Origin of the sequence: Rhizobium sp. BR 362 (assembly GCF_036528765.1) — a bacterium.
Lineage (GTDB): Bacteria > Pseudomonadota > Alphaproteobacteria > Rhizobiales > Rhizobiaceae > Rhizobium.
The window spans coordinates 47,275-59,781 of the sequence record NZ_JARWGH010000002.1; the positions used below are offsets into that span (position 1 = coordinate 47,275).

13 protein-coding genes and 1 tRNA gene are annotated in these 12,507 nt (G+C 59.4%); 7 read left to right on the plus strand and 7 right to left on the minus strand.

Features of this window, described 5'->3' with window-relative positions:
* Positions 1–8: 8 nt before the first annotated feature.
* Positions 9–1,127 (minus strand): alanine dehydrogenase, encoded by a 1,119-nt coding sequence (gene ald / locus QDY28_RS02365; protein WP_331380114.1) that lies wholly within the window; start codon positions 1,125–1,127, stop codon positions 9–11.
* A gap of 152 nt (positions 1,128–1,279) precedes the next feature.
* Between ald and QDY28_RS02370 the strand changes: the two genes are divergently transcribed.
* On the plus strand, positions 1,280–1,741 hold the full coding sequence (locus QDY28_RS02370) for an Lrp/AsnC family transcriptional regulator (RefSeq protein ID WP_107107856.1): 462 nt from the start codon (positions 1,280–1,282) through the stop codon (positions 1,739–1,741).
* 15 nt (positions 1,742–1,756) lie between these two features.
* On the opposite strand, the gene QDY28_RS02375 is transcribed toward QDY28_RS02370, so the two are convergent.
* Positions 1,757–2,566, minus strand: coding sequence for an endonuclease/exonuclease/phosphatase family protein (locus tag QDY28_RS02375; protein ID WP_331380115.1), 810 nt, complete (start codon positions 2,564–2,566; stop codon positions 1,757–1,759).
* Positions 2,567–2,740: 174 nt separating this feature from the next.
* Between QDY28_RS02375 and QDY28_RS02380 the strand changes: the two genes are divergently transcribed.
* Positions 2,741–3,100 (plus strand): PilZ domain-containing protein, encoded by a 360-nt coding sequence (locus QDY28_RS02380; RefSeq protein WP_331380116.1) that lies wholly within the window; start codon positions 2,741–2,743, stop codon positions 3,098–3,100.
* 138 nt (positions 3,101–3,238) lie between these two features.
* Complete coding sequence (locus QDY28_RS02385; RefSeq protein WP_331380117.1) at positions 3,239–5,227, plus strand: bifunctional 2',3'-cyclic-nucleotide 2'-phosphodiesterase/3'-nucleotidase; 1,989 nt, start codon at positions 3,239–3,241, stop codon at positions 5,225–5,227.
* 90 nt (positions 5,228–5,317) lie between these two features.
* On the opposite strand, the gene QDY28_RS02390 is transcribed toward QDY28_RS02385, so the two are convergent.
* On the minus strand, positions 5,318–6,286 hold the full coding sequence (locus QDY28_RS02390; protein ID WP_331380118.1) for a LysR family transcriptional regulator: 969 nt from the start codon (positions 6,284–6,286) through the stop codon (positions 5,318–5,320).
* Positions 6,287–6,424: 138 nt separating this feature from the next.
* On the opposite strand from QDY28_RS02390, the gene QDY28_RS02395 reads away from it, so the two are divergent.
* On the plus strand, positions 6,425–7,039 hold the full coding sequence (locus QDY28_RS02395) for an FMN-dependent NADH-azoreductase (protein WP_331380119.1): 615 nt from the start codon (positions 6,425–6,427) through the stop codon (positions 7,037–7,039).
* Between the two features lie 53 nt (positions 7,040–7,092).
* On the opposite strand, the gene QDY28_RS02400 is transcribed toward QDY28_RS02395, so the two are convergent.
* Entirely contained in the window at positions 7,093–7,680 is a 588-nt protein-coding gene (locus QDY28_RS02400) for a TetR/AcrR family transcriptional regulator (protein WP_331380120.1), read from the minus strand.
* 106 nt (positions 7,681–7,786) lie between these two features.
* On the opposite strand from QDY28_RS02400, the gene QDY28_RS02405 reads away from it, so the two are divergent.
* Entirely contained in the window at positions 7,787–8,563 is a 777-nt protein-coding gene (locus tag QDY28_RS02405) for an SDR family NAD(P)-dependent oxidoreductase (protein ID WP_331380121.1), read from the plus strand.
* 77 nt (positions 8,564–8,640) lie between these two features.
* Here the strand turns inward: QDY28_RS02405 and QDY28_RS02410 are convergent, their stop codons facing one another.
* Together QDY28_RS02410 and ilvA are read right to left on the minus strand one after the other, a co-directional pair.
* A complete protein-coding gene (locus QDY28_RS02410) occupies positions 8,641–8,982 on the minus strand; it encodes an HlyU family transcriptional regulator (RefSeq protein ID WP_331380122.1) in 342 nt (113 codons plus the stop codon).
* A gap of 38 nt (positions 8,983–9,020) precedes the next feature.
* On the minus strand, positions 9,021–10,271 hold the full coding sequence (gene ilvA / locus QDY28_RS02415; RefSeq protein WP_331380123.1) for a threonine ammonia-lyase: 1,251 nt from the start codon (positions 10,269–10,271) through the stop codon (positions 9,021–9,023).
* Between the two features lie 434 nt (positions 10,272–10,705).
* On the opposite strand from ilvA, the gene QDY28_RS02420 reads away from it, so the two are divergent.
* A tRNA-Leu gene (locus QDY28_RS02420) sits at positions 10,706–10,790 on the plus strand.
* A 79-nt stretch (positions 10,791–10,869) separates the two neighbouring features.
* Here the strand turns inward: QDY28_RS02420 and wrbA are convergent.
* Positions 10,870–11,469: an NAD(P)H:quinone oxidoreductase type IV gene (gene wrbA, locus QDY28_RS02425; protein ID WP_331380124.1), complete on the minus strand. Its 600-nt coding sequence runs from the start codon at positions 11,467–11,469 to the stop codon at positions 10,870–10,872.
* Positions 11,470–11,710: 241 nt separating this feature from the next.
* Between wrbA and QDY28_RS02430 the strand changes: the two genes are divergently transcribed.
* Complete coding sequence (locus tag QDY28_RS02430) at positions 11,711–12,484, plus strand: competence/damage-inducible protein A (protein ID WP_331380125.1); 774 nt, start codon at positions 11,711–11,713, stop codon at positions 12,482–12,484.
* Positions 12,485–12,507 lie beyond the last annotated feature (23 nt).

Here is a 12,507-nt window from a genome sequence, read left to right on the forward strand (position 1 = left end):
GATGGGATTTACGCTACGTTCAAGACGCTTTCCGGAGCGAAGGCTTCATAGCCGAGCGCTTCGGCGACGGGCCTGTTGGTGACGCGGCCCTTGTGGATGTTAAGGCCGTTGCGCAGGTGCTTATCCTCGGTGATGGCGCGCAGGCCGCGATCTGCGAGGGCAAGACCGTGATGGAGGGTGGCATTGTTCAGCGCATGCGCCGAGGTGACCGGAACCGCGCCAGGCATGTTGGCGACGCAATAATGCACGATGCCTTCGACCTCATAGGTGGGTTCGGAATGGGTGGTGGCATGCGAGGTTTCGAAGCAGCCGCCCTGGTCAATGGCGACGTCGACGATGACGGCGCCCTTCTTCATGCCGGAGAGCATTTCACGCGTGACGAGCTTCGGCGCCGCTGCACCGGGGATCAACACGGCGCCGATGACGAGATCGGCGGCAAAGACCTCTTCCTCCAAGGCCTGGATGCTGGAATAGCGCGTATGAACGCGGCCGTTGAAGATATCGTCGAGCTGGCGCAGGCGCGGCAGCGAACGGTCGAGAATGCTGACATCGGCGCCAAGCCCCGCCGCCATCTTAGCGGCATGAAGGCCGACGACACCGCCGCCGATGATGGCGACCTTGGCCGGCAGGACGCCGGGCACACCGCCAAGCAGGATGCCTAGACCGCCATTGGCTTTCTGCAGCGCGGTGGCGCCCGCCTGGATGGACAGACGGCCCGCGACTTCCGACATCGGCGCAAGCAGCGGCAGGCCGCCGCGCTCATCGGTGACGGTTTCATAGGCGATGGCGGTAACGCCGGAGGCGATGAGGCCCTTGGTCTGTTCCGGATCGGGCGCGAGATGCAAATAGGTATAGAGAAGCTGGCCGTCGCGCAGTTGCGCCCATTCGGAGGGCTGCGGCTCCTTCACCTTCACGATCATGTCGCACTTTTCGAAAATGTCCTTGGCGGTGGCGGCGATCTTGGCGCCCGCAGCAATATAGGCGTAATCATCGGCCCCGATGCCGGCGCCGGCCTTGGTCTCGACCCAGACCTCATGACCGTGGGCAACATATTCGCGAACGGATGCGGGCGTCAGACCCACACGATATTCATGATTCTTGATTTCTTTCGGACAACCAACGCGCATTTTGCTTCTCCCTGAATGCTTATTCGGTTTGCAACTGTTCCGGTACGAATGAGACCACCTTCGCTCTGAAATGTCCTTGCAAAGACAATTTGCCGAACCGGCTTTTTTCGTGGATTATTGCGTCAAAGCGAAATTTTTCGAAGGATCTTCGAATGCCTGACATAGACACCATCGATCGTTCGATTTTGCGCGTGCTTCAACAGAACGCCCGGATCACCAATGCCGAGCTTGCCGAAAAGGTCGGCCTATCGCCCTCCGCCTGCTCGCGCCGGCTCGACATTCTGGAGAAGGACGGCGTGATCGGCGGCTATCATGCACGGCTGTCGCACAAGGCCCTGGACTACAAGATGATCGCCATCGTGCACATCTCGTTGTCCGGCCAGTTCGCCAAGACTCTATCGGAATTCGAAACGGCGGTGAAACGCTGTCCAAACGTGCTCGTCTGCTATCTCATGTCCGGCGAATATGATTATATCCTGCGCGTCGCCGCGCGCGACCTCGAAGACTACGAACGCATACACCGCGACTGGCTCTCCGCCTTGCCGCATGTGGTGAAGATCAATTCCAGCTTTGCGTTGCGCGAAATCATCGACCGGCCGAATGTCGGGCTCTAAGCGCGGAAGGCCGAACTATCGCAGATCCAGCAGCAAGGCGCGGTGATCGGAGACTTCGGGCTCAGCGACAGCGTCGAATGCAATCACCTCCACGGCCGATGTCACCAGCATATAGTCGGCAAAACGCGGCTCCTTGCGATAATAGGAGGTCCGCGTGTCGCGGTGGCCGCGCGAGGTGACGAGGTCGGAAAGCCCGAATGCGCTCAGGGCATCGAAGGTTACGCTCCCCGGCAGTACATTGAAGTCGCCGCATACGACCAGCCGCTCATCGCCTTGGTGAACATGCCGGATGAGTTCCACCAACGCGTCCGCTTGATGACGACGCGCCAGTGTATCGCCCTTGCCTTCAAGATCACGCAGGCCATGCATCTGCGCGATGGTGACGGGGAAGCCACCTTTGTAATCGAAGATGCGAATGCAATGGGCATTGCGCGACCGCGGATGCGGACCCCAGCCGTCCGCCGAGAATGTCCCATGCACGAAACCCGAGGCCTGACCGATGACCGGATAGGATCTGCGCACAAAGGTTGCCAGGCCGAATTCGGACGCGATCCGCCGATCGCCATCGAAGAGATCACCCCGCGCCGTCGGGCTGAAGAAGGCGTCGTATGCCGGAAGCGCTGCGCTGATCTCTTCAAAGAGATTGGCCCGTTGCGCAAGCTCGACGTCATGATCGCGATAAATCAACCATTCGGACTGCGCACCGGCGGTGCGCCCGACTTCCTGCAGGCATAGGACATCCGCGTCGACCTCGACCAGATATCGCATCAGCGGCTCATACAGCAGGCCGCCCCATACATTCAGCGAAACGATGCGCAACGTCATTGCTCTTTCCCCAATTCCCGCGCTCGATCCGCACGGAAATGCCCAGAGTTGAAAACTTTAAAAGCAACCGGTCCCGATTCGGAACGGATCATGTCAATTTTAGCGATCGTTCTAAGCACCTTTCAACGCCTGCCTGCTATCCGGTGTCGTCAGGTATATGCATTGAGGTTAGTCATGCACCCGATTTCAAAACCGCTCACCGAGAGCAATCTGAAAATCAAAGCGAGGCGTTCCCCGCGCAAGCGTGCGCGTCTGATGGGTCGAGTCCGGTATTTCGCCAAGGCGGTTACCGGCCGCGTTGTCAATATTTCCACCGGCGGCATTGCGCTCGACCTGCAGTCGCCGATCCATGCAGCCGCCGGCAGCAAGGTCCGTGTCGAATGCGACGAGATCGGCATCTTGGACGGCATCGTGCGATGGACCCATAGCGGCCGGATCGGCATCGAATTCGATCCCTCGTCCAATGCGGCGGCTCAGGTCGCCTCCTATTTCCGCTTTTTCCACAAGGACATACAGCCAGTTCTCAAACGCTGACGGCTTCTTCGCTCTCGGGCGGCCGGGACCACAATAAGCCTGTCATATTCGTGGTGCACACCTTCAAAATTCGTCTTAATCTCCCTCACCCTTCGAGACGATCGAGGGATGAGGGATTCATTGTTGAAGGAGTGTTTCATGTCTTCCATTCTGGAATTGCCCAGCATGTCGCGCCGTTCTTTGCTGCAGGGTCTTAGCGCCACGGCCGCGCTGATCGTGCTGCATCCTTTCGCAGCCCGCGCGGCCAGCAACCAAGCGCATCTGCGGCTCATGGAAACGACAGACATTCACGTCAACGTCTTCCCTTACGACTACTATGCCGACAAGCCGAACGACACGATGGGGCTGTCGCGCACGGCAACGATCATCGACAACATCCGCGCCGAGGCCACCAACTCGCTGCTGATCGACAATGGCGACGTGCTGCAGGGCAACCCGATGGGCGACTACATGGCCTATCAGCACGGCATGAAGGACGGCGACGTCCATCCCGTCATCAAGGCGATGAACACGCTCGGCTATGAGGTCGGCACGCTCGGAAATCACGAGTTCAATTATGGCCTCGACTTCATGTTCAAGGTGCTGGGCGGTGCGAACTTCCCCTTCGTCTGCGCCAATCTGACCAAGGGTCAGCTCGCTTCCGACCCGAAGAAGGACGACCTGTTCTTCAAGCCCTATCTGATCCTCGAAAAGAAGATCAAGGCCGGCGCCGGCAATGAGAATACGATCAAGATCGGCTTCATCGGCTTCGTGCCGCCGCAGATCATGCTCTGGGATATCAAGAATCTCGAAGGCAAGGCACAGACGCGTGATATCGTCGAGGCTGCCAAGGCCTGGGTACCGGTGATGAAGGAACAAGGCGCCGACATCGTGATTGCGCTTTCCCACTCCGGCATCGACGGCAGCGGCCCGGCCGACAAAATGGAAAACGCCTCGCTCTACGTCGCCGCCGTTCCTGGCATCGACGCGATCTTCACCGGTCACCAGCACCTCGTCTTCCCCGGTCCGAAGACCTGGGACGGCATCAAGGATGCCGATCCGGTCAAGGGCACGCTGCATGGCAAGCCGGCTGTCATGGCAGGCTTCTGGGGCTCGCATCTCGGTCTGATCGACCTGCTCCTGGAAAAGGACGGCAAGAGCTGGAAGATAGTCGACTTCACTTCCGAGGCGCGGCCGATCTATCATCGCGACGACAAGAAGAAGGTCATCGCCGATGTCGCCGACAAGAAGGAAGTCGTGGAAGCCGCAAAGGCCGAGCATGAGGCGACGCTGACCTATGTCCGCACACCGGTCGGCAAAACCTCCGCGCCGCTCTACTCCTACTTCGCGCTCGTCGCCGACGATCCGTCGGTGCAGGTCGTGAGCCAGGCGCAGGTCTGGTACATCAAGAACATGCTGAAAGAGACGCAGTATAAGGATCTGCCGGTGCTTTCGGCGGCTGCGCCCTTCAAATGCGGCGGGCGCAACGGCGCCGATTATTATACCGACGTTCCGGCCGGCAATATCGCCATCAAGAATGTCGCCGACCTCTATCTCTATCCGAACACGGTGCAGGCGGTCATCATCAACGGCGCCCAAGTGAAGAACTGGCTGGAAATGTCGGCGGCAATGTTCAATCAGGTCCAGCCGGGCGCAAAGGATGCGGATCTGATCAACAACAGCTTCCCGTCCTATAACTTCGATGTCATCGACGGCGTCACCTATCAGATCGACATCTCCCAGCCGCGCCGCTTCGGCGACGACGGCAAGGTGTTGAATGCCGACGCCAACCGCATCCAGAACCTGCAGTTCGAGGGCAAGCCGATCGACCCGGCTCAGAAGTTCCTGGTGGTCAGCAACAATTATCGCGCCGGCGGCGGCGGCAACTTCCCGGAAATCGCTTCCGATAAGGTCGTCTACCAGGCTCCGGATACCAACCGCGACGTCATCGTCCGCTATGTGCATGACCAGGGCACGATCAATCCGACCGCTGACGGCAACTGGACCTTCAAGCCGCTGCCGGGCACGACGGTCCTCTTCCAAAGCTCACCCAAGGCCAAGGATTTCCTTGCCCAGGTGAAAAGCGTGAAGATCGAGGAGGCCGGCGAAGGTACCGACGGCTTCCATAATTTCCGGCTGGTTCTTTAGTCCCGGTCGCTCCCTCTCCCCGCATGGCGGGGAGAGGCCCAGGCACAGCTTTGGCCAGCTTCTCCCGCATTTGCTGACGAAGGAGCTTGATCACTCCGCCGCCAACTGCTTGTCGTTCGGATGAAACATTTCGAACGCGGCCTTGAAATCCGTTTGGTTCGGGCACTTTGAAAGGCGCGAGCTGAAGGCTTCGATCATCCAGGCAGCGGCGGGACCCGGAGGGTTGGCAAGCTTGTGAACGGCATAGATCGGATACTCGCTCTGGTCATACGCATCGAGGGCCAGAGGCACCAAGCGGCCCTTCTGCAGGTCCTCGACAATGAGCGACGCCGGCAGCCCGCCCCAACCGAGGCCGCCACGCATCAACTGATGCTTGGTCGCGATATCGCTGACATGCCAGATCTTGTAGGACAGGACGTTGAAATCCTTGCCACTCGTGAGACCGGAGGCATCGGTCACGACCAACTGCACCTCCTCTCGCACATCGGCAAGTGTCAATGGTCGCCCGATTTGGGCGAGCGGATGACGGGGCGAGGCTACCGGAATCATGAAAGAGTGGCCGATGCGCTCGATGACGAGCGAATCATCCTGATTCGGCACCGCGCCGCCAATGCCGATCGTCGACTTGCCGCTGGCGACAAGTTCCATCATCGTGCCGAGTTCGCCGGTGTCGAGCCGTAGCGAGACAAGTGGGAAGCGATCGCGAAACTCGCTCAGCACGTCGACCGTCGCGTTCGTCGGCACCATAACGCTGATGGCGACCGCCACTTCCGCTTCGAGCCCCGCCTTCAAGCCTTTGACACGTGCTCGCATCACGCCGAGATCGGCGAGAATACGGCGCGCATCCTCCAGCATCGCTCTGCCCGCATCCGTTAGCGTCGGCTGACGGGAGCCGGAACGCTCGAACAATGGCAGCTCAAGCTGGGCCTCAAGATTGGCGATCGTGTAGCTGATGACCGATTGTGCGCGATTGAGCGTGCGCGAGGCTGCGGAAAAGCTGCCGGATTCGGCAACGGTCAAAAAGACCTGCAACTGGTCGAGGGTCGGATTGGGAAGCATTTGTGGCCATCCATTCTATCGATAATTCCAATCCATATTATCACAGTTTTTTCGATGGCACTGCAGACTTATTTCTCTTCTCGAACGATGGCCGGCCCCCTACCTGGCTCTCGCAACCCATTGAAAAGGAACACGACCATGTCCTCCATTCTGCTTTTGACGTCCAGCCCGCGCTCCGACTCGCTCTCCACCAAGATCGCCAGCGAGCTTGCCGACAAGATTAAGGCCCAGAACCCGGGCAAGACGATCGTCCATCGCGATCTCGCCGCTAGTGGCCTGCCGCATATCGATGAACTCTTCACCGCCGCCATCCGCACGCCGGCCGAGGCTCGCACGCCTGAACAGACCGAAGCCGTGAAGATTTCCGACCAACTGGTGGACGAGCTGCTTGCTGCCGACACCGTCGTCATCGGCACCGGCCTGATCAACTTCAACATCTATTCCTCGCTGAAGAGCTGGATCGACAACATCGCCCGCGCCGGCCGCACCTTCACCTACACGGAAACCGGTCCGAAGGGTCTGGTAACCGGCAAGAAGGCCTACATCGTTCTTGCTTCCGGCGGCGTCTATTCCGAAGGCCCGGCCGCTCCGTTGAACCATGCCGTTCCCTACCTGAAGTCCGTTCTCGCTTTTATCGGCATCTCCGACGTCGAGACCGTCTATGTCGAGGGCCTCGCCTTCGGTCCGGAAGCCGCTGAAAAGGCAATCGGTGCTGCCCAGGCTCGCGCAACCGAGCTGGCACTGGCAGCCTAAGCTTCCAAAACGATCAATTCTTTGTGAGCGGCCGGTCCCCACCGGCCGCTTTTTTATTTCCCGTTGTCTGTTGCCAGTTCCTTCACGAAGCTCCGCGCAGCCTCCAGAATTTCGCGGGAAAATTCCTCGTCGTTTGCAATGCGTGCAAGGCCAACCGCGCCGGTCATCAGGCACGAGGCGATGATGGCATTGCGCCGCGCGTCCGCTGTATCGGTTTGCGGCATGCGCGCCGTCATCGAGGCGATGTTTTTCCGTATTCCTTCCGTCGCGATCGCGCGAACGGCATCGCCGCTGCGGGCGATATCGGCCGTCAACGCAGCATAGGCACAGCCGTCGCCGCGGTGGTCGCGATGGCGCGTGCTGAGATAATCGTCGGCATAGTTCTCCAGAGAAATATCCGCCGGATCGATCCCCTTCTCTTCCAACTGCCGCCGCCATGACTCGACCGCCGCCTGAACGGCTTCGGCCACCAGCTCGTCTCGGGAGGCGAAATGCTTATAGAAACCGCCTACCGTCAGGCCCGCTTCCTTCATCAAATCAGCAACGCCGATACCCTCGAGCCCCTCCTCCCGCAGGCGCTTGGCGGCAAGCGTCACGATGCGCTCATGCGTCTTCTGCTTCTCCAACTGAGAATGGCCCATCGAAAAATCTCCTCGATCCGACTTGACGAAACTGGATTATAAACATAATCCTTATAGCGAGCGATCATAATCCAGATCACCGTCAAAGCCAATAGGAGCTACGAACATGCGTCTCAAGAACAAGGTTGCCATCATCACCGGCGGCAACAGCGGCATTGGCCTCGCCACTGCCCGCCTCTTCCTCGCCGAAGGCGCCAAGGTCGCCATCACCGGCCGCAATCCGAAGACCCTTGCCGCCGCCGTTGAGGAGCTTGGCGGCGATGTCTTGGCACTGCAGGTCGACGTCACCGACGTTGCAGCCACTGAGAAAGCTTTCGCCGAAGCCGCTGAAAAGCTCGGCAATTTCGACATCGTCTTCGCCAATGCCGGGATTGCCGGCGAAACTGCCGTTGGAAAGACCACGCTTGAGCAGTTCGAGACGGTGGTACGCACCAACTTCACCGCCGTCTTCTTCACGGTGCAGGCTGCGTTGCCGCATCTGAACGACGGCGCATCGGTAATCCTGAACGGCTCCGTGCACGCTGTTCTCGGTATCCCCGGCTATTCCGCTTATGCCGGCACCAAGGGTGCCGTCCGCGCCATGACCCGCAACCTGGCATCCGAACTCGCTCCGCGCGGCATCCGCGTCAACCAGGTGACGCCCGGTGCCACCAAGACGCCGATCTGGAACACACGGGCGATGACGGAAGAGGCCAAGGATGCGCTGGAAGCACGCTTCGGCAGCCTGAGCCCGCTTGGCCGCATGAGCGAAGCCGACGAGATCGCCAGGGCTGCGCTCTACTTCGCATCGGATGACTCCCGAAACGTCACGGCCATCGAAATCACCGTCGATGGCGGCGCGACCAGCGCTCCCTCGGGTGCCAAGCTTTTCCGCACGGCGTAAACGCAAACAAAGACCACAAACAACAAGGCCGCCATTCGGCGGCCTTTATCGTTCCAATTTGCTGGCCAAATCCTGCGTCAGACCTGGCGCACCTTCTCGCCATCGCCGAACAGGGACGGACCGTTCTGGTCGATGATCTGCTGCGCCTTGCGGAAGGTCGATTCAAGCGCATCGTCGGATGAGGTGAAAACATCGGCGCGGATGAAATTGCGCACCAGCACCTCGCCGTTCACTTCCTTCTCGATCCGGCCCATCAGGCGGAACTGATTGCCCTCGCGCTGCGGCGTCGCATAGATCGTGCAGCCGTTATGCACCTGCGGCTCAGCGGTGACGGAGGAATCGCCGGTCTTTTCCGCACCCGCCGTCGATGCGCCGCCGCCGGTGAAGATCGAGAGAATATTTGACAAGATCGAAGCCATGAATTCGCCTTTAGCATGAAGGACGTGGGGTGGCAAAGTTAAATGATCAGGCTAGCCAGAATGTCGTTCTCGGTAATGTCCTCATAACCCATGCCGGCGCGCTCGAAATTCTCAACCAGTTGCTTGAAATTGTCGGGATTTTTCGTCTCGATGCCGATCAGGATGGAGCCGAAATTGCGGGCGCTCTTCTTCAGATATTCGAAGCGGGCGATATCGTCCTCCGGACCCAGCAAATTGAGAAAATCGCGCAGGGCGCCGGGACGCTGTGCCAGCCGCAGGATGAAGTATTTCTTTAGCCCGGCATAGCGCATCGCGCGCTCCTTGACGTCCGGCAGGCGCTCGAAATCGAAATTGCCACCGGAGACGACGGCAACGATCGTCTTGCCGCGAATGCTCTCCCGATCCATCGCCTCGAGTGCGGTGATCGCCAGCGCGCCGGCGGGCTCGAGCACGACGCCTTCGACATTCAGCATATCGGTAATCGTCACGCAGATGGCATTTTCCGCAATCAGCATGACCTGCTCGGCCGCAAAATCCTTCAGAGCAGCAAAATTCAGATCACCGATGCGGCCGACCGCTGCGCCATCGACGAAATTGTCGACCTTCGCCAGCGTCATCACCTGCCCCGCCTCCATGCTGCGCCTGAGGCTGGGCGCGCCCGCCGGCTCGGCAAAGACGAATGCCTCCTTGGGGAGGCAATCGGCAAAATGGCCGGTGATGCCGGCCGCCAATCCACCACCGCCGACGGGCAGAACGATGCGGTCGGGTACGACGCCGTCAGGCAATTGCTCGGCGATTTCGGCGGCAACCGTCGCCTGCCCCTCGATGATATCGGCATGATCGAAAGGCGGCACCATGACGCCGTCAATATGCTGCACGTGCTCGCGTGCCGCCTGATAGCATTGGTCGAAGAAATCGCCGAACAGCTTGATGGTGATGAACTCACCGCCGAACATGCGGGTCTTGTCGATCTTCTGCTGCGGTGTCGTTACCGGCATATAGACCACGCCCGGCACCCCGAAATGGCGGCAGACGAAAGCAAAGCCCTGCGCATGATTGCCGGCCGAAGCGCAGACGAATGTCTTGCCGGTGCCGCCCGCGGCGATCACCTTGCGGAAGAAATTGAAGGCGCCGCGAATCTTGTAGGAGCGCACCGGCGTCAGATCCTCGCGCTTCAGCCAGATGTCGGCACCATAGCGAGCGGAAAGATGCTCGTTCAGTTGTAGCGGCGTTGCGGGAAAAAGGCCACGCATGGCCTCGGTGGCATCGAGAACATCCTGCTTGTCCACGGTCTTGGTCCGTTCCTGTTCAATCCGCCTTCGCTATGACACAAGAAAGATGAGTAAAGAAAGCCTCTTTGCTGCGCTTTCCGACCTCACCCATCGACATTGCGACCATCGAAAGTGCAACTGCCTTCGCTCGCACCACAATGTTACATCCGGTCGCAACGCAAAATCTTCGAATTGACAGGAAGGAAAGCCCCGCTTCCAATGCGAGCCAGCCATCATGACGATGGTCAGAGGCCCGCTCCAATCCGGTTCACCCGGTGCCGGCGGGCTTCGCTTGTTGTCGGCAAGCCGACGACAGCCTTTATTAAGATGTTCAAGGCGCTCTGGCCATCACTGTATTATTCAGGCCAGCATGCGCTCGCGCCTGGAATTCAAAAATCTGCGTTCCGAAGCTTCCCAAATCAGACCTTGCAAGATATTGAAATCGCGAAAACGCGGACGTGGCGAAATTGGTAGACGCAAGGGACTTAAAATCCCTCACCTTTGGGTATACGGGTTCGACCCCCGTCGTCCGCACCAAAGACCAAATTCCAATTGGGTCCAACGCAAAAAGGCGCAGCTTCCGCCGCGCCTCTGATTATCCAAAAGCAATATCGAATTAAGCCACGAGCTTGGCCGCGATCTTGGCGACGTGAGCGCCCTGATACCTTGCGGCTTCCAGTTCGATTTCCGAGGGCTGGCGTGAGCCGTCGCCGTTGGTGATCGTGGATGCGCCATAGGGCGAGCCGCCCTTGACTTCTTCCGTGCCCATCTGGCCCTGGAACGCGTAGGGAAGGCCGACGACGGCCATGCCGTGGTGCAGCAGGGTCGGGATGAAGCCGAGGATGGTGGATTCCTGGCCGCCGTGCTGGGTCGCCGAAGAGGTGAACACCGAGCCGACCTTGCCGACGAGCTTGCCGCCGAACCACAAGCTGCCGGTCTGATCCCAGAAATTGCGCATCTGCGACGTAACCGTGCCGAAGCGGGTGCCCGAGCCGACGATGATGGCGTCGTATTCGACGAGTTCATCCGGCGTTGCGATCGGGGCTTCCTGATCGAGCTTGAAGTAGGAAGCCTTGGCCACCTCTTCCGGCACCAGTTCCGGCACACGCTTCACGGTCACGTCGGCGCCAGCGGACTTCGCGCCTTCAGCGACGGCATAGGCCATCTTCTCGATGTGACCATAGGAGGAGTAATAGAGCACCAGCACCTTAGCCATGAACGTCTCCCGTCGTTGGACGCGTTGATTTTCGAGCTGATTTGTACCAGCAGGCAAACAAAGGCGCACCCCCTGCAACTAGAACGCACTGTTCACCCGATGAAGACGAAAATTCACTTGCGGTTGCTTTTTTCTTGATCGTCGACCAAACGAAAACGTCAGTTTGCATTCGCGGCAAACGGCGCTACCTATTTGAAACGCTTTTTCGAACGCGCGCCGCGCAATTCCACGGATAATTTCCATGACCAATGAAACCATTGTCACCGCCGCGATGCTCGCCATCGGCGACGAACTGCTCTCCGGCCGGACGAAGGACAAAAATATCGGCCATCTCGCCGATGTCATGCTGCTGTCGGGGATCGATCTGAAGGAAGTCCGTATTGTCGCCGACGACGAAGACGCCATTGTTTCCGCGCTGAACGCGCTGCGCAGCCAATATGATTATGTCTTCACCTCTGGCGGCATCGGCCCGACGCATGACGACATCACCGCCGATGCCATCGCCAAGGCATTCGGCGTGCCTTGCGAACACGATGCCGAGGCGATGCGGCTGATGGCGGAGATGTATGCGCGGCGCGAAATGGAATTCACGGAGGCGCGCCAGCGGATGGCGCGCATGCCGGTCGGCTCCAAACATATTGCCAATCCGGTCTCGACGGCGCCGGGCTTCAACATCGGCAACGTCTACGTCATGGCGGGCGTGCCGCAAGTCTTTCAGGCGATGCTCGACAATGTCGTGCCGACCCTGCGCTCCGGCACCCGCATGCTTTCAATGGCGATTTCCTGCCCTTACGGCGAAGGCGAGATCGGCACCCCGCTCGGCGCCATCCAGAAAGCTCATCCCGATACCAGCATCGGGTCTTACCCGCGCTATATCGGCCAATCCTTCTCGACGGAAATCGTCGTTAGGGGCCGTTCCTCCGAGTTGGTTGAAAGTGTCGCGGCTGAAGTGCGCGCCATGATCGAAATGATAAGACAGGCGAAAGCACAGGAAAATCAGTCCGCTGAGGCATGACGTTCAGCAAGTGCTTTCAACCT

Coding starts and splice junctions, on each gene's coding strand:
- QDY28_RS02380 (WP_331380116.1), top strand. CDS start 2,741: ATGCACCCGATTTCAAAACCGCTCACCGAGAGCAATCTGAAAATCAAA.
- QDY28_RS02400 (WP_331380120.1), bottom strand. CDS start 7,680: ATGGGCCATTCTCAGTTGGAGAAGCAGAAGACGCATGAGCGCATCGTG.
- QDY28_RS02385 (WP_331380117.1), top strand. CDS start 3,239: ATGTCTTCCATTCTGGAATTGCCCAGCATGTCGCGCCGTTCTTTGCTG.
- QDY28_RS02430 (WP_331380125.1), top strand. CDS start 11,711: ATGACCAATGAAACCATTGTCACCGCCGCGATGCTCGCCATCGGCGAC.
- QDY28_RS02395 (WP_331380119.1), top strand. CDS start 6,425: ATGTCCTCCATTCTGCTTTTGACGTCCAGCCCGCGCTCCGACTCGCTC.
- wrbA (WP_331380124.1), bottom strand. CDS start 11,469: ATGGCTAAGGTGCTGGTGCTCTATTACTCCTCCTATGGTCACATCGAG.
- QDY28_RS02375 (WP_331380115.1), bottom strand. CDS start 2,566: ATGACGTTGCGCATCGTTTCGCTGAATGTATGGGGCGGCCTGCTGTAT.
- QDY28_RS02410 (WP_331380122.1), bottom strand. CDS start 8,982: ATGGCTTCGATCTTGTCAAATATTCTCTCGATCTTCACCGGCGGCGGC.
- QDY28_RS02390 (WP_331380118.1), bottom strand. CDS start 6,286: ATGCTTCCCAATCCGACCCTCGACCAGTTGCAGGTCTTTTTGACCGTT.
- QDY28_RS02370 (WP_107107856.1), top strand. CDS start 1,280: ATGCCTGACATAGACACCATCGATCGTTCGATTTTGCGCGTGCTTCAA.
- ald (WP_331380114.1), bottom strand. CDS start 1,127: ATGCGCGTTGGTTGTCCGAAAGAAATCAAGAATCATGAATATCGTGTG.
- QDY28_RS02405 (WP_331380121.1), top strand. CDS start 7,787: ATGCGTCTCAAGAACAAGGTTGCCATCATCACCGGCGGCAACAGCGGC.